Raw genomic sequence first — 18,259 nt, 5'->3', positions numbered from 1 at the left:
CGGTCAGCGCATCCAGATCTATCGATAATGTGAGCTATCTCCGGGCGCCGTCGACCGGGTTACCCGTCGGTACGGATCTCGGCCCGAGGGGGATCAATTCCGGACCGGATGGACGGCGGCCGGATCGGCCGGGCGACGGCGACGGCCGCGCCGCCGAGTGCGCCGCGGCCGGCGGTGCGAGGCGGACATGCGAACGGCCGCCGGACGGGTGTCCGGCGGCCGTTCGGTGTGCTGCGTCAGATCAGCTGGTGAAGGTGACGTTGTCCCGGCGGCGGCGCAGCACCAGCAGGGTGCCGGCGCCGATCAGGGCCAGGCCGCCCAGCGCGATGCTGGTGGTCGCGACACCGGTCAGCGGCAGGCCGCCGCCGTTGTCGCCGCCGCCGCCCCCGGCGCCGGTGCTCTCCGACGGCGTGACCGAGGTCGACGGCGTGGCCGAGTCCGACGGGGTGACCGACGTGGACGGCGTGACCGACCCGGACGGCGAGGCCGGCGTGGTGGGCGTCGCGGGCGTGGTCGGCGTGGCCGGGGTCGTCGGGGTGGTCGGCGTCGACGGGGTCGGCGTGACCGGGGTGCCGGCGCAGGTGTGGCTCAGGTTGAACCGGTCGGCGTCGCCGTCGACCGTGGCGCTGCCGTCGACCAGCGTCCACCCGGCCGGGGTGAAGACGTAGGCGTGCTTGACCTGCGGGTTCTTGCCGCCCGTCGAGTCGAGGAAGTCGGTGTAGGGGTCCGTGGGGTCGGGCACCTTCACCGTCACCGTGCCGGTGCCGTTCGAGAAGGTCAGCGTGAGGCTCTCGAAGTCGGCGCCCCCGGTGGGCAGCACGAAGTGCCAGCCGTCGTAGCCGTCCGGCAGGTTGTCGAACTTCTCGTCTCCGCACTCCTGCTGGAACTTCGCCGCCGTCGAGCCCTTGTGCGGCTCGTGCAGCGGGATGGTGATGCTGGACGCCCAGGCGGGGGTAGCGATGGCGAGAAGGGCCGTGGCGGCGGCCGTGGAGACGGCCGCGCGCGCCACGCGCCGACGCTGTGGCATGAGGATTCCTCCGGAGTGGATCGAGGGGACAGCACATGATCGCACGGACGGTGACGGCCGTCGACATCAGGTGATCGGTCTGACCTGCGCGGACGTGCCGACGGAAGCGACCCGTTCGGGCAAATCCGCTACTCTCCGCAGGCGTGTCGCTGTAACGGAAAAGCGCGATGTGACGCTGCAGCCAGCTCCGGCCGGTGCGGGCGCGCGTCGGTGCGGGCCGGTCTTCCCAAACCGGCACGGGCGAGATTACATTGCTGATTGTCCATGGGAGCGCTCCCGGACCCGTGGCCCACCCCCCACCACCGCCGCCCGCAGCCCACGCCGGACCCGACGACGTCCCGCCCGGCGGCGTCACCGACAGGAGCACGCCATGTCCCACCCGAGACGGCCCGGACCGGCCGACCAACCCTGGCCGCGCCGCCTGCTGGCCGCCTGCGCCGCCCTCGCCACCGGGCTCGCCCTCGCGGTCGGCGTACCGGCCGCGCCCGCCTCCGCCGCGCCCGCTTTCAACTACGCGGAGGCGTTGCAGAAGTCGCTCCTCTTCTACGAGGCGCAGCAGTCCGGTCGGCTGCCGGACTGGAACCGGGTCTCCTGGCGCGGCGACTCGGCGCTGACCGACGGCGCCGACGCGGGCCTCGACCTCACCGGCGGCTGGTACGACGCCGGCGACCACGTGAAGTTCGGCTTCCCGATGGCGTTCAGCGCCACCATGCTCGCCTGGGGCGCGGTGGAGTACCGGGCCGGCTACGCCGCCACCGGTCAACTGCCGCACCTGCTCAACAACCTGCGCTTCGTCAACGACTACTTCGTCAGGGCGCACCCGGCGCCGAACGTCCTCTACGGACAGGTCGGCAAGGGCGACGACGACCACAAGTGGTGGGGACCGGCCGAGGTGCTGCCGATGGCGCGACCCGCGTACAAGATCGATGCCAGCTGTGGCGGCGCGGACCTGGCCGGCGAGACGGCCGCCGCGATGGCCGCCTCCTCGATGGTGTTCCGCCCCACCGACCCCGCCTACGCCGACACGCTGCTCGGCCACGCCCGGCAGCTCTACACCTTCGCCGACACGGTGCGGAAGAGCTACCACGAGTGCATCACCGACGCGACGAACTTCTACCGCTCCTGGAGCGGCTGGCAGGACGAGCTGGTCTGGGCCGCGATCTGGCTGCACCGGGCCACCGGCGAGGCCGCCTACCTGGCCAAGGCGGAGAGCGAGTACGACCGGCTCGGCACCGAGAACCAGACCACCACCCGGTCCTACAAGTGGACCATCGCCTGGGACAACAAGCAGTTCGGCGCGTACGTGCTGCTGGCCAACCTGACCGGGAAGCAGAAGTACGTCGACGACGCCAACCGGTGGCTCGACTACTGGACCGTGGGCGTCAACGGGCAGCGGGTGCCGTACTCGCCCGGCGGGATGGCGGTGCTCGACTCCTGGGGCGCGCTGCGCTACGCCGCGAACACCTCCTTCGCCGCCCTCGTCTACAGCGACAAGACCACCGACGCCACCCGCAAGGCCCGCTACAAGGACTTCGCCGTCCGGCAGATCAACTACGCGCTCGGCGACAACCCGCGCAACTCCAGCTACGTGATCGGCTTCGGGGCCAACCCGCCGCGCAACCCGCACCACCGCACCGCGCACGGCTCCTGGTGGGACAGCCAGACAGTGCCCACCGAGACCCGGCACACCCTCTACGGCGCGCTGGTCGGCGGCCCCTCCGCGGCCAACGACGCCTACACCGACAACCGCTCCGACTACGTGATGAACGAGGTGGCCACCGACTACAACGCCGGCTTCACCTCGGCGCTGGCCCGGCTCGCCCAGGAGTACGGCGGCACCCCGCTGGCGAACTTCCCCACCCCGGAGACGCCGGACCTGGACGAACTCACCGTGGAGACCACGGTGATGCAGGCCGAGCCGCGGGCCACCGGGCTGAAGGCGATCGTCTACAACCGGTCCGGCTTCCCGGCCCGGGCGCTCACCGACGGCCGGTTCCGGTACTACTTCCGCCCGGACGGCCCCGGCCCGGTGCAGGTCACCCCCGGCTACACCCAGGGCTGCCCGGCGCCGAACGCCGCCCGGCAGCACTCCGGCGACATCTGGTACGTCGAGGTGGACTGCACCGGGCACACCATCGCGCCGGCCGGCCAGTCGCAGCACCGGATGGAGGTGCAGTTCAAGGTCGGCGTGCCGGAGGGCGGTACCTGGGACCCGAGCAACGACCCGTCGTACCAGACCGCCGCCGGCCCGAACCGGAAGGTGCCGCTCTACTCCGGCAGCGCCCGGGTCTGGGGTGAGGAGCCCGGCCCCGCCACGCCGGACACCACCGCGCCGACCGTGCCCGGCACCCCGGTCGCCTCGGCGGTGACGCCGACCGGCCTCACCCTGACCTGGCCCGCCGCCACCGACGCCGGCGGCAGCGGGCTGGCCGGCTACGAGGTCACCCAGGAGCAGGTCGGCAGCGACGCGCTGGTCCTGCTGAACGCCACCACCAACGCCCTCGCGGTGACCGGCCTGACGCCGGAGCGGACGTACCGGTTCTCGGTGCGGGCCCGCGACGGCGCCGGCAACCGCTCCGCCGCCTCCCCGGTGCTGGAGGTGACCACGCCGGTCACCCCGACGCCGACCGCCGGCTGCCGGGTCGGGTACGTCACGAGCGACTGGAGCACCGGGTTCACCGCCAACATCAGCATCACGAACACCGGCACCACCGCCCTGAACGGGTGGAGCCTCGCCTTCACCTTCCCGAGCACCGGGCAGCGGGTCGGGCAGGGCTGGTCGGCGACGTACAGCCAGACCGGGACGGCGGTGACCGCGACGAACGTCTCCTACAACGGCGTGCTGGCGCCGGGGGCGTCCACCAGCTTCGGCTTCAACGGCACCCACACCGGCAGCAACCCGAAACCCACCGCCTTCACCCTCAACGGCGCCCCCTGCACCCTGGCCTGACCACCGCTCCGTCGAGATCTTGGACAGTTACCGTTCCCCGCGAGCGGTAACTGTCCAAGATCTACTGTCTCTAGTGCGAGTGGCGTGGGCCCGCTGTCTGGTCGGCGGTCGTGACCCAGACTCCGGCGCGTGCCGCGGCGAGTGCGGCTTCGGCGGCGCCGCGGGCGTCGGCCTCCGTGAGCGGGGCACCCGTGTTGAGGAGTGCGTAGTACAGGGGGGCGGAGACGGCGCCGATGACGCGATGGGCATCGGTGCCGACAGGGAGTTCGCCGCGATCGATGGCGTCGGTGACACAGCCCGCCCACTCCTCGATGCGCGTGAGGTAGAAGCGGTGGAGTGCCTCGGCCGCCTGCTCGTTGCAGAGTGACGCGGCGATCAGGGCCTTGAACAGCCGTCCCTGCCGCGGGTCGGTGAGCGTCTCGACCACCAGGCGGGCGTTGGCGCGCAGGTCGTCCTCGATGGATCCGGTGTCGGCGCGACGCAGGGACTGGGCCGCCATGTCGTCGAGCAGGTCGGCGGCGAGCGCGCTCGGGGTCCCCCAGCGGCGATAGACGGTGGTCCTGCCCACCCCGGCTCGACGGGCGACCTCGGCCAGGTCCAGGGCCTCGAAGCCCGCCTCGGCCAGGACGTCGGCAGCCGTCCGGAGGACGGTCTCGCGGACGCGAGCGGTGCGGCCACCAGGCCGGACGGTGCCGGGAACAGGGGTGTCAGCCACGGATGGATCTCCTTCGTGCGGAGCTTCACGATGCCACAGGACATGTTATCGGGACGACAGTTCCATTACGGCGTTCCGGGTGGTAGCGTCTGCCGCGTAACGGTACTGCGATCCCGTTAACGATTCCTGGTGTGTCCGGGTCCTGCCACCTCGTCCCCCCGCTCGTTCCGGGTGGACTCGAACGAAACGAAGGTCATGTCCACAACCACTGCCGCGCCGCAGCCCACCGCTCCGCTCGCCGCCACCGCCCCGCACCCGCATCGGCTGACCGGCCGACTCCGGCTGGTCCTCGCCGTCCTGCTGGTCACCCAGTTCATGCTGGCCGTCGACTTCTCGATCCTCAACGTCGCGCTGCCGGCGATCGGCGAGGGTCTCGGCTTCTCCCTGTCCAACCTCCAGTGGATCGCCACCTCGTTCGCGCTGAGCGCGGCCGGGTTCACCCTCCTCTTCGGCCGCATCGGTGACCTGGTCGGCCGTAAGAGGATCTTCCTCGGCAGTCTGGGCCTGCTCGGGGTGGCCTCCCTCGTGGGCGGTCTCACCACCAGCCCCGAGATCCTGATCCTGGCCCGGGTCGCCCAGGGTCTGGCCACCGCGGCCGCCACTCCCGCCGGGCTCTCCCTGCTGACCACCTCCTTCCCCGAAGGGCCGCTGCGGCAGCGGGCCCTGGGCCTCAGCGGCGCGTTGATGTCCGCCGGATTCACCACCGGCGCCATCCTCGGGGGCGTCCTCACGGATCTGCTGTCCTGGCGCTGGGCCTTCTTCATCAACGTGCCCGTCGCCGCCGCCGTCCTGCTGATCGCTCCCTCGGTCATCCAGGAGTCGAGGCCTGCCGGCCGTCCCCACCTGGATCTGCCCGGCGCCCTGTCCGTGACCTTCGGCCTGCTGGGGCTCGTCTACGGCCTGACCCAGGCCGGCGAGCACGGCTGGACCAGCCCGCACGCCGTGACCGGGCTGACCGCCGGTGCCCTGTTGCTGGTGGTGTTCTACCTCGTCGAGCGGAAGGTGGCCCAGCCGCTGGTCCCGCTGGGGGTGCTGCGTCGCCGGAACGTGGCCTGGGGCAACGCGCTGGGCCTGCTCGCCTTCGTCACGGAGACCTCGCTGGTGTACCTGCTCACCCTCTACATGCAGAAGACCCTCGGCTTCTCCGCCCTGGTCGCCGGGATCTCGTTCGGCGTCCTGGGCCTCGGCACGGTGGTCGGCGGCCTGCTGGCCCCGAAGGTGATCGCCCGGACCTCCACGCTGACCGCGCTGGTCGCCGGCGGTCTGATCCAGGCCGTCTTCACCGCCGCCCTGTTCTTCCTGGGCACGGGCACCGCCTCCTCGATGGCGCTGTTGCTGCCCGCCACCTTCCTCGGTGGCGCCGGGAACATGCTGGTCATCGTCGGTTTCATGGTCACCGCCACCAACGGACTGCCCGACCGGGAACAGGGCCTGGCCACCGGCCTGGCCACCATGTCCCAGCAGGTCGGCATCACCATGGGCACCCCGATCATGTCCGCGATCGTGACCGCTGCCGCCGCGGGCGCCGCCACGGCCACGGCAATCCTGGACGGCGTCACCATCGCGATCGCCGTCAACGCCGCCCTGGTGGTGCTCGGTGTCCTGATCGCCGCCGTCTTCCTGCGGGCCAAACCCGCCTGACGCAACCAACCCCCGCGGGCACACCCGGTGCGGAGCGCCGACGTCCACGCTGCGACCCCGGTCGAGATCCCGCCACCGCTGCCAGCAGCTCGTCCGGTACGGGCGATGCCGGTTGGCCCGGCATCCGAGGGGCGGACGACGCCCGCCGCATCCGTCCCTCGGATCCTCCACCACCCGGAAGGAAAGACCATGGATCGTCAGCTCACCGGCACGGTCGTCCTCGTCACCGGTGCCGCCGGCGGCACCGGCCAGGCCACCGCCCACCTGTCGGCGGCCGTAGCCGCAGCACGGCCCGCTGGCTGGCCGGCGGTACGGGTCCCGGCGCGATGGATATCGCCACCCGCGCTCCGGCCACCGGGTGGCGGAGGCGAACCGCCCGACGCCCCGCGGCCAGGGGAGGCGTCAGCCGCCGGGCACGGTGAATGTCCGGGATCCGGGGCAGGATGGGGTGGTGCAGCGGGCGCTGGTGACCGTCGGGCACGGGCCGGCCGACCGGGCCCGGCTCGAAGAGCTGCTGGCCGGGGCGGGGATCGAGCTGGTCGTGGACGTGCGGCGGTTCCCGGCCAGCCGCACCAACCCCGACGTCCGCCGGGAGGAGCTGGAACGCTGGCTGCCGCGGGCCGGGATCGGCTACCGCTGGGAGCCGCGGCTGGGCGGTCGGCGGCACACCCCGGCCGGCACGCCGGAGCCGGACACCTGGTGGACGGTGGCGGCCTTCCGGGCGTACGCGGCGTACACCCGTACCGCCGACTTCCGGGCGGCGCTGGAGGCGGTGCTCGCCGAGGCGGCGGCCCGGACCACGGCGGTGATGTGCAGCGAGAGCGTCTGGTGGCGCTGCCACCGGCGGCTGATCGCCGACGTCGCGGTGCTCGGCCACGACGTGCCGGTGCGCCACCTGATGCCGGACGGCCGGCTCGCCCCGCACCGGCCGGCCGCCGGCGCCCGCCGCGACGGCGACCGCGATCTCGTCTGGGACGGCTGACCGCCGCCCTCCGCGCGGGTGTCGGGACAATCCGCTCCCGTCAGTCGACCAGTTCGTCGGCGAGCAGGTCCATCAGCAACCCGTCGTGCCAGCGCCCGTCCTCGCCGCGCTCGTAGCGGCGCAGCACGCCGACCGGCCGGAAGCCGACCTTGGCGTAGCTGCGGATCGCCGGGGTGTTCGCCGCCGCCGGGTCGATGGTGAACCGGTGGTGCCCGTGCGCCTCGACCAGGTGCCGGACCAGGGTGCGGATGGCGTCCGGGCCGAGGCCCCGACCGTGCACCGACGGGTCGAGGAAGATGTCCAGGCTGGCGTGCCGGTAGTCGGGGTCGTCCTCGGCGTACCACTGGATCGCGCCGACCACCCGGCCGTCGTGCAGCACCGCGTACACCGTCAGGTCGGGGTCGGCCAGGTCGGCCGCGACGGCGGCGGTGAGGTCGTCACCGCCCCGCCACCAGTGGCGCACCTGCGGATCGGCCCGGATCGCGGCGAGCGCCGGCACGTCGGCCGCGCCGGCCGGCCGCAGCGTCACCGCCCGCCCGCGCAGTTCCCCGGTCACCGGCGCCACCGGGACCGGGGCGGCGCGAGCGGCCCGCGGGCGACGAGGGAACCGGGCGTCACGGGGGCCTCAGCCGCGGATCTCGCCGTGCTCGACGCAGACCGCCGCCCAGCCCACCGGCAGCACCTGCACCTTCATCCGGCGCCGGCAGCGCGCGCAGAACCGGGGCGGCTCCAGGGCGCGCGCCGCCACGCACGCCTCGTGCGACCCGGCCGCCGCGGCTTCGCCGCAGCGGTCGCACCAGAGCGGCGCCGTTGTGTTCGGCGCCGCCAGCGGAGCAGCGTCCGTCACCGTCAACCCCTCACAGCGTCGCGGAAAGCGCCTTGACCGGCATCTTCAGGTCGTCCAGCAGGGCCAGGTCCTCGGTGGCCGGCCGGCCCAGGGTGGTCAGGTAGTTGCCGACGATCACCGCGTTGATGCCGCCGAGCAGGCCGTCGCGGGTGCCCAGGTCGCCCAGGGTGATCTCCCGGCCGCCCGCGTACCGCAGGATGGTGCGCGGCATGGCCAGCCGGAACGCGGCGATGGCCCGCAGCGCGTCCTTGCCCTCGACCACCGGCCGGTCGCCGAGCGGGGTGCCCGGACGCGGGTTGAGGAAGTTCAGCGGCACCTCGTGCGGGTCCAGCTCGGCGAGCTGCGCGGCGAACTCGGCCCGCTGCTCCACCGTCTCGCCGAGGCCGAGGATGCCGCCGCAGCAGACCTCCATGCCCGACTCGCGGACCATCCGCAGCGTCTCCCAGCGCTCCTCCCAGGAGTGGGTGGTGACCACGTTCGGGAAGTAGGAGCGGCAGGTCTCCAGGTTGTGGTTGTAGCGGTGCACGCCCATGTCGACCAGCTCGTCGACCTGCTCCTGGGTGAGCATGCCCAGCGAGGCGGCCACCTGGATGTCGACCTCCGCCTTGATGGCGGCGACGCCCTCGCGCATCTGCTTCATCAGCCGGGCGTCCGGGCCGCGGACGGCGGCCACGATGCAGAACTCCGTCGCCCCGGTCGCGGCGGTCTGCTTCGCCGCCTCGACCAGGGACGGGATGTCCAGCCAGACCGAGCGCACCGGCGAGGTGAACAGGCCGGACTGGGAGCAGAAGTGGCAGTCCTCGGGGCAGCCGCCGGTCTTCAGCGAGACGATCCCCTCGACCTCCACCTCCGGGCCGCACCAGCGCATCCGCACCTCGTGGGCGAGCTGGAGGGCGGCGGGCAGGTGCTCGTCGGGCAGGTTCAGCACGGCGAGGACGCCGGCCTCGTCGAGACCGACGCCGTTCTCCAGCACCTGGGTACGGGCCTGGTCGAGGATCTCTGGCATGGCTCGTACCCTACAAGCCCGCCCGATCGACAGGAACGGCCGCGCGGCCCGCGGTGACCGGGCGCCGCCGGCCGGGGTGGAAGCGCCGGGCCGCGGGTCACGGATGGTAATTTCGCCCGGCGGCCGCGCTCGGCGACGGCGGCCGCGACGGCGGTGTGGGGGTGACGGTGGCGGACTGGCTGGCGGCGCTGCACCGCCGCGCCGAGCTGCGGGCGAAGGCGGGGTTGACCCGCCGGCTGCGACCGCGCGCGGCCGGCGACGCCGTGGTCGACCTGGCCGGCAACGACTACCTCGGCCTGGCGACCGACCCCGAGGTCACCGCCGCGGCCGGCCGGGCACTGGCGGCGTACGGGCTGGGGGCCACCGGGTCGCGGCTGGTGCGCGGCTCCACCGACGCCCACCACGCGCTGGAGGACGACCTGGCCGACTGGCTCGGCACCGACCGGGCACTGGTCTTCTCCTCCGGCTACCTGGCCAACCTCGGCGCGGTCCGGGCGCTCGTGCAGCCCCGTACGCTGCTCGTCTCCGACGCGCACAACCACGCCTCGCTGATCGACGGCTGCCGGATCTCGGGCGCGGAGACCATGGTGACCCCGCACAACGACGTGGCCGCGGTGGCCGCCGCGCTGGCCGCCGCGCCCGGCCGGCCGGCGGTGGTGGTCACCGAGTCGGTCTTCTCCGTCGACGGCGACCTCGCTCCGCTGGCCGAGCTGCACGCGGTCGCCCGCCGGCACGGCGCGCTGCTGCTGGTCGACGACGCGCACGCGCTCGGCGTCATCGGCCCGGCCGGGGCCGGCGGGGTGGCCGCCGCCGGGCTCTCCGGCGCGCCGGACGTGGTGGTCACCGCCACCCTGTCCAAGGCCCTCGGCGGCGCCGGCGGGGTGGTCGCCGGACCGGCCGAGTTCGTCCGGCACCTGGTGGAGACCGGGCGCACCTTCATCTTCGACACCGCGCTGCCCCCGGCGGTCGCCGCCGGGGTGCACGCCGCCGTCGTGCTGGCCCGGGCCGGCGACGGGCCGCGCGCCGAGATCGCCGAGCGGGCCGCGCTCGCGGTGCGCCGGCTGCGCGCCGCCGGACTGCACGTCTCCGAGCCCGACGCGGCGGTGGTCTCGGTGACCGCGCCCGGCCCGGAGGCCGCGACGGCCTGGGCGGCGGACTGCCGCGACCGCGGCGTCGCGGTCGGCTGCTTCCGACCGCCGTCGACCCCGGACAGCCGCTCCCGGCTGCGGCTCACCATCGGCGCCGGGGTGCCCCGGGCGGACTTCGAGCGGGCCCTGGAGGTCATCGTGGAGTGTGCGCCGTGAGCGCGAGGAGTGAGCCGGGTTTGCGAGCCCCGCGGTCGCGAACCGAGGTGGGCACATGACCGAGCCGTGGCGGGGGCCGGTGCTGGTGACCGGCACCGACACCGAGGTCGGTAAGACGGTGGTGACCGCGGCGATCGCGGCCGCCGCCCAGGCGGCCGGCCTGCGGGTCGCGGTGGTCAAACCCGGCCAGACCGGTACGGCCACCGGCGAGCCCGGCGACGTGGACCACGTGACCCGGCTGGCGGCCCCGTTGACCGGCCGCACCCTGGCCAGCTTCCCCGACCCGCTGGCCCCGCTGGCCGCGGCCCGGGTGGCCGAGCTGGAGCCGCTGGAGCTGTACACCGCCGTCGACGCGGTCCGCGAGGAGGCCGACAAGCACGACCTGGTGCTGGTCGAGGGCGCGGGCGGGCTGCTGGTGCCGATGGGGCTGCGCCCGTCGGGCGAGCCGTGGACGGTGGCCGACCTGGCCGTCTCGCTGGGCGCGCCGGCGGTGGTGGTGGCCCGGGCCGGGCTGGGCACGCTCAACCACACGGCGCTCACCCTGGAGGCGCTGGACCGGCGGGCGGTGCCGGCGGGCGTGGTCATCGGCGCCTGGCCGGCCGAGCCGGAGCTGGTGCACTGGTCCAACCTGACCGACCTGGTGCCGAACCTGCTCGGCGCGGTGCCCGCCGGTGCCGGCGCGATGGACCCGGGGGTGTTCCGCCGGTCCGCGCCGGGCTGGCTCACCCCGGCGCTCTACGGGGTGCTCGACGACTGGCGGGCCTGGGCCGAGGAGATCAGCTGAACACCTGACTTTCGTCGGTGCCCGCCCAGGTCGGACGTGGGTAGCCTGGCCGCCGTGGAGAGCTGGTGGGCGTCCCGGGTGGCCCGGGTGGCAGGCGGCCGGTGGTCCGGGGCCGACCGGCGACGGTGGGCCGGTGACGCCGCCCTGTGGCTGGTGACCGCCGCTCCGATCGGGTACGCCGGGGTGACCCCGCCGCACTCCGGGCGGGCCACCGTGCTGACGGTCTGCGCGCTGCTCGTGCTCACCGCCGCGGTCGGGGTCAGCCGGCGCTGGCCGGTGGCCGCCCTGGTCATGGCGGTGCTCGGGTCGCTGCTGAACGGCAACTTCCTCTTCGCGATCCCGGTGTTCAGCTACCTGGCCGGGCGGCGCAGCGGCACCGCCGTGCCCGCCGCGGTCGCCTTCGCCGGGCTCGCGGCCGGCGGCACCGTGCTCAACCTGGGGTTGCTCGGCACCGGCGCGGCCACCTGGTTCCTGCTCGCCTCGGTGCTGCTCTTCGCCGGCGTGTTCCCGTGGCTGGTCGGCCGGTACCGGCGCCAGCAGCACGAGCTGGTCGAGGCGGGCCGCTGGCACGCCGAGGCGTTGGTGCGGGAGGAGCGCGGTGCCGCGGAGCGGATCCGGCTGCGGGAGCGGGCCCGGATCGCCCAGGAGATGCACGACTCGCTCGGTCACGACCTCAGCCTGATCGCGTTGCGCGCCGCCGCCCTGGAGGTCGCCGCCGATCTCGAGCCGCGGCACCGGGCCGCCGCCGGGGAGTTGCGGGCCAGCGTCGCCACCGCGACCGAGCGGCTGCACGAGATCATCGGGCTGCTCCGCGAGGAGGGCGGCGCCAGCTCCACCCGGCCGGCCGAGGAGAGCGTGGCGGAACTGGTCGACGGCGCCCGGGAGGCGGGCATGGCGGTACGGCTGGCGGCGACCCCCGACACGGCGGAGTTGCCGGCGCGGGTCCGGCACGCCGCGCACCGGGTGGTGCGCGAGGCGCTGACCAACGCCGCCCGGTACGCCCCCGGCGCCGCTGTCGACGTGCGCCTCACCCGAACCGGCGGCCGGATCGAGGTGGCCGTGGTCAACGCGCCGCCGCCGGCCGGCCCGCTGCCGGGCCCGCCCTCGCACGGCAGCGGGCTGCTCGCGCTCGCCGAGCGGGTACGCCTCGCCGGCGGGTCCCTCGCCGCCGGCCCGCGGCCCGACGGCGGCTTTGCCGTGCGCGCCGGGCTGCCGGTCACCGGTCCCGTCGGGAGCGACGTGACCGGCCCGGCGGACGAACCGGCACGGGTGATCCCGGCGCACGGGTCGCCGGCCGCGGCGTCGCCCGGCGGCGACCGGAGCGGCCCGGCACAGTGGCCGGCCGAGGCGGAGCGGCGGCTGCGCGACGCCCGCCGGCGGGTCCGGCGCAGCCTGCTCGCCGCGCTCGGCGCGCCGGCCGGCCTCGCCCTGGTGCTCTCCCTCGTCTACTACCCGGTGGCGACCGCCGGGACGGTGCTGGATGAGGCCACCTTCGAGGCGATGCGGGTCGGCACGGTCCGCGCGGAGCTGACCGGGCTGCCCCGCCGGCAGCTCGACCGGCCCGATCCCTGGGCCGACCGGGCCGGCTGCGAGTACTACACCGACGGGAACTTCCCATTGGCCCAGCCGACCTGGCGACTCTGCTTCGCCGACGGCCGGCTGGTCAGCAAGGAGCGGATCGACCAGTGAGCACCGACAGCATCCCGACCGGCCCGGTCCGGGTCGTCCTCGCCGACGACGAGGCGATGATCCGGGCCGGCGTCCGGGCCATCCTCGCCGCGGACCCGGAGATCGAGGTGGTCGCCGAGGCCGGTGACGGCCGGGCGGCGGTGGAACTGGTCCGGGCGCACCGGCCGAGCGTGGCGCTGCTGGACATCCGGATGCCGAAGCTGGACGGGCTCAGCGCCGCCGCGGAGATCCGCCGGCTGGTCCCGCAGACCGCCACGGTGATGCTGACCACCTTCGGCGAGGACGACCACGTGGCCCGGGCGCTCGGCCACGGGGCGAGCGGCTTCCTGCTCAAGGCGGGCGACCCGCGCGAGCTGATCGCCGGGGTGCGGGCGGTGGCCGACGGCGGGGCGTACCTGTCGCCGCGGGTGGCCCGCCGGGTGATCGAGCTGGGCGGCGGGCGGCTGGCCCGGCGTCCGGTCGCCCGGGACCGGCTGGCCGGGCTCACCGACCGGGAGCGGGAGGTGCTGGCGCTGGTCGGGGCGGGGCTGTCCAACGCCGAGATCGCCCGCCGGCTGCACCTGGTGGAGGGCACCGTGAAGAGCTACCTGACCAGCATCTTCACCCGGCTGGAGGTGCGCAACCGGGTGCAGGCGGCGATCCTCGCGTACGAGGCGGGGCTGGTCGAGCCGGCCGGCTGACCCGCCCCGCCCGCGCACGTCAGGCGTCCCGGCGGCGCAGCGCGACCCGGCCCAGGGCCAGCGCGGCGGCGGCCCACCCGGCGAGCAGCAGCAACCCGACGGCCGCCGGGTAGGGGTCGGAGTCGCCGGCCAGGAAGTGCGCCCCGGCCACCCCGGGGAAGGCGTCGGCGATCCGGTTCAGCACCGCGATGTCCGGCTCCTGCAACGACAGCGGCACGATCATCAGGGTGGCGACCAGCACGGTCAGCGTGAGCACCGCGCTGCGCAGCGCCGCGGCCAGGCCGAGCGCGAGCACGCCGACCAGCGCCAGGTAGACCGCCACGGCCGCGACGTCGGAGAGCGTCTCCGCGGCCGGCGCGGTGCCCCAGCGGCCCAGCACCGGCCGGGCCACCGCCGCGCCGACCGCGCCGAGCAGCAGGCCGAGCGCGAAGGTCACCGCCCCGGTCACCGCGGCCTTCGCCAGCAGTACGCGCCCGCGCGACGGGGTGCACTGCAGGGTGGTCCGGATGGTGCCGCTGGTGAACTCGCTGGTGATCAGGAGCAGGCCGAGCGCGAGCACGGCGTACTGGGTCAGCTCGACCGAGCCGATCACGATGCTGCCGACGGTGACGACGCCGGCGTCGTCGGCCGGGTCGTCGTTGGTGTTCGCGTTGGCGGCGTAGATGGCGAGCTGGCCGGCGGTCGCGGCGGTGACCAGCAGCCCGGCCAGCATGGTCCACCAGGTGGAGCGCACCGACCACAGCTTGGTCCATTCGGCGGCGATCGTGTTCATCGGTCGGTCCCTCCGGTCGGGGTGCCGGCGTACTCGACGCTGCCGGCGGTCAGCTCCATGAAGGCCTGCTCCAGCGAGGCCCCGTGCGGGCTCAGCTCGTGCAGCCGGACCCCCAGCTCGTACGCCAGGTCACCGATGCGGTCCACGGTGGCGCCGGTGACGGTCAGCTCGTCCGGGCCGGCCGGGGTGACGGTGGCCCCGGTCGCGGTGAGCCGCTCGGCGAGCGCGGCCAGACCGGCCGGGTGCGGGCTGCGCACCCGTACCGCCACCGCGCTGCCCGCGATCACCTCGCCGATCGGCGCGTCGGCGAGCAGCCGCCCCCGGCCGATCACCACCAGCCGGTCGGCGGTCAGTTGCATCTCGCTCATCAGGTGGCTGGAGACGAAGACCGTCCGGCCCTCGTCGGCCAGCGACCGCATCAGCTGCCGGACCCAGCGCACCCCGTCCGGGTCGAGGCCGTTGACCGGCTCGTCGAACATCAGCACCGGCGGGTCGCCGAGCAGGGCGCCGGCGATGCCGAGCCGCTGCGCCATGCCGAGCGAGAGGGTCCGGCCGGGCTTGGCGGCGGCGCGGGCGTCCAGCCCGACGGTGCCGAGCACCTCGTCCACCCGGTGGGTGGGCAGGCCGTTGCTGCGCGCCATCGCCAGCAGGTGGGCCCGGCCGGACCGGGCCGGGTGGATGGCCCGGGCGTCCAGCAGCGCGCCGACCTCGCGCAGCGGTCGCCGCAGCTCCCGGTAGGCCCGGCCGTCGATCAACGCCCGCCCGGCGGTGGGCCGGTCCAGGCCGAGGACCATGCGCATGGTGGTGGACTTGCCCGCGCCGTTGGGGCCGAGGAACCCGGTGACCCGGCCGGGTGCGATGTCGACGGTCAGGTCGTCGACGGCCGTCGTCCGCCCGAACCGCTTGGTCAACCCACGTAATGTGATCATGCCTCGACGCTAGGTGGCCGGCCGGCGCCGCCGCCGCGCCCGAACGGCACCACCCGCACCCCACTTTCGTCAGGTACGCACCACGGGGGGAGCCCTCGCGGGCGGCCTAGCGCCGGCGGATGACGAAGGCGTCCGGCATCCGGAAGGTGAGGTTGTCCGGGCACCAGGGCGCGCGGACCACCGTCGCCCCGGCCAGCAGCGGGGCCGCCTCGGCGACCACCACCGCCGCCTCCATCCGGGCCAGCTGGTCGCCGACGCAGCGGTGCGCGCCCGCCCCGAAGGCCAGGTGCCGGCGCGACCCGCGCTGGCCGGGGCGGAACTCGTCGGGGGCGTCCACGGTGGCCGGGTCCCGGCCGGCCCGGGCCAGCCAGAGCACCATGCTGGTGCCCGCCGGCACCGCCGTCCCGCCCAGCGTGGTGTCGGTGGCGGCCACCCGCCGCCAGGTGACGATCGGCGGCTCCAGCCGCAGTCCCTCCTCGACCACGTCGGCGACCCGCACACTGCCGGCGCGCAGGCCGGCCAGCACCTCCGGCTCGCCGGCCAGCCGGTGCAGCAGCAGGGTGAGGAACTGCGAGGTGGTCTCCTGGCCGGCGACCAGCAGGAAGAACAGCGCACCGACCACCGTGTCGGGCGGGTGGCCGGCGGCCCGCAGGTCGGCCGCCAGCCCACCGCCGGCGGCCGCGAACTCGCGCAGCACCCGGTGGAACCGGCCCACCTCGGCGGCGAGGGTGAGCTGCCGCTCGGCGTCCAGCGGCGCCCAGAACAGCTCCAGCGCGGCCCGGGCGAACGCCTTCACCGCGCCGACCGGCGCGTCCGGCAGGTCCACCAGCCGGGCCAGCACCAGCAGCGGCAGGTCGGCGGCGAGCCGGGCGTAGAGGTCCACCGGCGCCCCGGCGTCCAGCTCGGCGGCGAGCGCCGCGACCCGGCCGCGGACCAGGTCGGTCAGCCAGGGCCGCTGGGCGGCCACCCGGGTCGGGTGCAGCGCGTCGGCGACGATCGCCCGGATCGCCGGGTGGCTGGCGCCGGAGTTGTTGGCCAGTGTCGGCGGCAGCCGGAACCGGTGTCCGGCGAGCACCCGCAGCGCGGCCACCGGCATCGGTGTCACCGCGTCCAGGGCGTTGTCCGGCCGGTAGGTCACCGGGTCGGTGAGCACCTCGCGGACCAGCGCGTGCCGGGTGACCACCAGGTGCTCGACGCCGGTGTGGTCGGCGACCCGGGCCACGTCGGGCCAGGAGGCGTCGGCGGCCTGCGCCCAGCTGCGGAACAGCACGCCGACACGCTAGTCGGCGGCCCCCGGCCGGCCGGGACGCAACTGCCACACCGTGGTGCGCTTCACCCGGACGCTCTCCAGGGCCTCCGGCACCGGGACGTCGTAGCCGGCCAGCTCGTCGAAGCGGTCCCGGGGCAGGAACGCCCGGCCCGGGTCGCCGACCAGCACCCGCGCCCCCGAGCGGGCGGCCCGCAGCAGGAAGCGCAGCATCCGGTTGGCCATCGCCTCGCTGTAGAAGACGTCCCCGGCGAGCACCACCTCGGCGTCCCCGGCGTCGCCGTCGAGGACGTCGCCCAGTTCGGCGTGGACGCGTACCCCGTTGGCCTCGGCGTTGAGCGCGACCGCCGCGACGGCCAGCTCGTCGACCTCCACGGCGCGGACCGCGGCGGCGCCGACCCGGGCCGCGGCGATGGCCACCAGTCCGGAGCCGGCGGCCAGGTCGAGCACCCGGCGGCCGGCGACCAGCTCGGGGTGGTCGGTGACGTACCGGGCCAGCCCCTGCCCGCCGGCCCAGGCGAAGGCCCAGAACGGCGGCGGCTGGGCGCTGCGGAACTCGCCCTCGGTCAGCTCCCAGAGCCCGATCGGCTCGTCCGCCTGGTGCAGCCGCACCTCGGGGACGAAGGCGACCGGCGCGAGGCGGGCGTGCAGCCGGACGAAGGCGGCGGAGAGCTCGGACACCGGGTGATTCTCGCGTGGCCCGCCGACCCGGCGTGTCGCGGGGGAGGGGTGACCGGTTCACCACCCTCAGTGACATCCACCCCCGCACTTGCCGATCGGTGCGAACACACCCGTCTGGCCGGCCGGCCCGCGTGCTCCTAGCGTTGCCGGACAGGAGGCGACCGGGGAGGGCGGAACGGTGACGATGCGGCGGTACGCGCTGCGGGCCGGGGTGGTGCTGGCCTGCCTGAGCGGGATGGCGCTCGGCCCGGCCGCGCCCGCGCGGGCGGCCTTCGCCACCGAGCTGAGTGGCCTGCCCGACGAGTTCACCGCCGGGGACCGGGTGGCGACCGTCTCGGCGGTGGTCTCCCGCACCGACCCCGGGCGGTGCGTCAAGGTGCGCTGGTCGATGGTGCTCACCGTGCGCGGGATCCGGCTGGACCAGGTGAAGGTGGACCGGGTCGAGGAGACCGGTTCGTTCCCGCTGGAGATCCGGACCGAGGGGGACGTGGCCCGGCTGACCGACCGGCAGCTGGACCCGGGCACGCTCTGCCCGGACCGGACCGTCACCGCCCGCTACCGGCTGGCCTTCGCCGAGGACGTCACGCGGGGCCGGGTCACGCTGGCGGCCGAGGCGTACGACGCGAACCTGCGCCTGCTGGCCCGGCAGACGGCGACCCGGTCGGTGGTGGGGCCGGCCGCCCCGACCGAGCCGGCGCCGGAGAGCACCCCACCCGCGCAGCCCATCGAGCCGGCCGAGGAGACCGCGGAGGTCGAGCCGACCGAGGAGCCGGTGGCCGAGGTGCCCCCGGCCGCGGGCCGCCCGGTCGCGCAGTCCGGCGGCTTCGGCGCGGTGCACGCCGCGTTCCTGCTCGGCGGGCTGCTGCTCTTCCTCGGCGTCGGGTTGCTGCTGCGGCTGCGCCACCTGACCCGGACCGCCGGCGGGGACGGCGACCCGGAACCCGTGGACCGGTGGGAGCGGCCCGCCGGGCCACGACGGTGGTGA

At 75.1% G+C, this 18,259-nt stretch carries 17 protein-coding genes; 8 read left to right on the top strand and 9 right to left on the bottom strand.

What is annotated here, in order from left to right; genetic code table 11:
* Positions 1–241 precede the first annotated feature (241 nt).
* Positions 242–1,009, bottom strand: coding sequence for an LPXTG cell wall anchor domain-containing protein (locus tag SM577_RS29835; RefSeq protein WP_474581649.1), 768 nt, complete (start codon positions 1,007–1,009; stop codon positions 242–244).
* A 388-nt stretch (positions 1,010–1,397) separates the two neighbouring features.
* Between SM577_RS29835 and SM577_RS29830 the strand changes: the two genes are divergently transcribed.
* Complete coding sequence (locus SM577_RS29830; RefSeq protein WP_474588543.1) at positions 1,398–3,977, top strand: glycoside hydrolase family 9 protein; 2,580 nt, start codon at positions 1,398–1,400, stop codon at positions 3,975–3,977.
* A gap of 70 nt (positions 3,978–4,047) precedes the next feature.
* Here the strand turns inward: SM577_RS29830 and SM577_RS29825 are convergent, their stop codons facing one another.
* A complete protein-coding gene (locus tag SM577_RS29825; protein ID WP_474588542.1) occupies positions 4,048–4,692 on the bottom strand; it encodes a TetR/AcrR family transcriptional regulator in 645 nt (214 codons plus the stop codon).
* A 195-nt stretch (positions 4,693–4,887) separates the two neighbouring features.
* On the opposite strand from SM577_RS29825, the gene SM577_RS29820 reads away from it, so the two are divergent.
* A complete protein-coding gene (locus SM577_RS29820) occupies positions 4,888–6,333 on the top strand; it encodes an MFS transporter (protein ID WP_474588541.1) in 1,446 nt (481 codons plus the stop codon).
* Between the two features lie 451 nt (positions 6,334–6,784).
* The gene (locus SM577_RS29815; protein ID WP_474588540.1) at positions 6,785–7,315 is read left to right on the top strand and encodes a DUF488 domain-containing protein; all 531 of its coding nucleotides are present in this window, start codon (positions 6,785–6,787) and stop codon (positions 7,313–7,315) included.
* A 40-nt stretch (positions 7,316–7,355) separates the two neighbouring features.
* On the opposite strand, the gene SM577_RS29810 is transcribed toward SM577_RS29815, so the two are convergent.
* From SM577_RS29810 to bioB, 3 genes are all read right to left on the bottom strand, one after another.
* Positions 7,356–7,871: a GNAT family N-acetyltransferase gene (locus SM577_RS29810; protein WP_474588539.1), complete on the bottom strand. Its 516-nt coding sequence runs from the start codon at positions 7,869–7,871 to the stop codon at positions 7,356–7,358.
* Positions 7,872–7,940: 69 nt separating this feature from the next.
* Positions 7,941–8,162, bottom strand: a complete 222-nt coding sequence (gene bsaP, locus SM577_RS29805) for a biotin synthase auxiliary protein BsaP (RefSeq protein ID WP_474588538.1) — start codon at positions 8,160–8,162, stop codon at positions 7,941–7,943.
* A 10-nt stretch (positions 8,163–8,172) separates the two neighbouring features.
* Positions 8,173–9,168: a biotin synthase BioB gene (gene bioB, locus SM577_RS29800; RefSeq protein ID WP_302917493.1), complete on the bottom strand. Its 996-nt coding sequence runs from the start codon at positions 9,166–9,168 to the stop codon at positions 8,173–8,175.
* Between the two features lie 167 nt (positions 9,169–9,335).
* On the opposite strand from bioB, the gene SM577_RS29795 reads away from it, so the two are divergent.
* From SM577_RS29795 to SM577_RS29780, 4 genes are read left to right on the top strand one after another with little or no spacing between them, the layout of a single operon-like run.
* Positions 9,336–10,472, top strand: coding sequence for an 8-amino-7-oxononanoate synthase (locus SM577_RS29795; RefSeq protein ID WP_474588551.1), 1,137 nt, complete (start codon positions 9,336–9,338; stop codon positions 10,470–10,472).
* 55 nt (positions 10,473–10,527) lie between these two features.
* On the top strand, positions 10,528–11,256 hold the full coding sequence (gene bioD, locus SM577_RS29790; RefSeq protein WP_474581644.1) for a dethiobiotin synthase: 729 nt from the start codon (positions 10,528–10,530) through the stop codon (positions 11,254–11,256).
* 54 nt (positions 11,257–11,310) lie between these two features.
* On the top strand, positions 11,311–12,945 hold the full coding sequence (locus tag SM577_RS29785; RefSeq protein WP_302917491.1) for a sensor histidine kinase: 1,635 nt from the start codon (positions 11,311–11,313) through the stop codon (positions 12,943–12,945).
* Positions 12,942–13,625, top strand: coding sequence for a response regulator (locus SM577_RS29780; RefSeq protein WP_302917490.1), 684 nt, complete (start codon positions 12,942–12,944; stop codon positions 13,623–13,625). Before SM577_RS29785 ends, SM577_RS29780 begins: the two co-directional genes overlap by 4 nt.
* A 19-nt stretch (positions 13,626–13,644) precedes the next feature.
* Here SM577_RS29780 and SM577_RS29775 read toward each other — a convergent pair whose 3' ends face one another.
* From SM577_RS29775 to SM577_RS29760, 4 genes are all read right to left on the bottom strand, one after another.
* Complete coding sequence (locus SM577_RS29775) at positions 13,645–14,397, bottom strand: ABC transporter permease subunit (RefSeq protein ID WP_302917489.1); 753 nt, start codon at positions 14,395–14,397, stop codon at positions 13,645–13,647.
* Positions 14,394–15,326, bottom strand: a complete 933-nt coding sequence (locus SM577_RS29770; RefSeq protein ID WP_302917488.1) for an ATP-binding cassette domain-containing protein — start codon at positions 15,324–15,326, stop codon at positions 14,394–14,396. Before SM577_RS29770 ends, SM577_RS29775 begins: the two co-directional genes overlap by 4 nt.
* Positions 15,327–15,432: 106 nt before the next feature.
* Complete coding sequence (locus SM577_RS29765; protein ID WP_474588537.1) at positions 15,433–16,596, bottom strand: cytochrome P450; 1,164 nt, start codon at positions 16,594–16,596, stop codon at positions 15,433–15,435.
* A 9-nt stretch (positions 16,597–16,605) separates the two neighbouring features.
* Positions 16,606–17,274, bottom strand: a complete 669-nt coding sequence (locus SM577_RS29760) for a class I SAM-dependent methyltransferase (protein WP_302917486.1) — start codon at positions 17,272–17,274, stop codon at positions 16,606–16,608.
* Positions 17,275–17,458: 184 nt separating this feature from the next.
* On the opposite strand from SM577_RS29760, the gene SM577_RS29755 reads away from it, so the two are divergent.
* Positions 17,459–18,259, top strand: coding sequence for a hypothetical protein (locus SM577_RS29755; RefSeq protein WP_474588550.1), 801 nt, complete (start codon positions 17,459–17,461; stop codon positions 18,257–18,259).

This window comes from Micromonospora desertarenae (assembly GCF_056150265.1).
Note: the sequence above shows the minus strand (reverse complement) of the source record. Positions and strands in the feature narration are given on the sequence as shown.

Coding starts and splice junctions, on each gene's coding strand:
- SM577_RS29830 (WP_474588543.1), top strand. CDS start 1,398: ATGTCCCACCCGAGACGGCCCGGACCGGCCGACCAACCCTGGCCGCGC.
- SM577_RS29820 (WP_474588541.1), top strand. CDS start 4,888: ATGTCCACAACCACTGCCGCGCCGCAGCCCACCGCTCCGCTCGCCGCC.
- bioB (WP_302917493.1), bottom strand. CDS start 9,168: ATGCCAGAGATCCTCGACCAGGCCCGTACCCAGGTGCTGGAGAACGGC.
- bioD (WP_474581644.1), top strand. CDS start 10,528: ATGACCGAGCCGTGGCGGGGGCCGGTGCTGGTGACCGGCACCGACACC.
- SM577_RS29775 (WP_302917489.1), bottom strand. CDS start 14,397: ATGAACACGATCGCCGCCGAATGGACCAAGCTGTGGTCGGTGCGCTCC.
- SM577_RS29770 (WP_302917488.1), bottom strand. CDS start 15,326: ATGATCACATTACGTGGGTTGACCAAGCGGTTCGGGCGGACGACGGCC.
- SM577_RS29755 (WP_474588550.1), top strand. CDS start 17,459: ATGCGGCGGTACGCGCTGCGGGCCGGGGTGGTGCTGGCCTGCCTGAGC.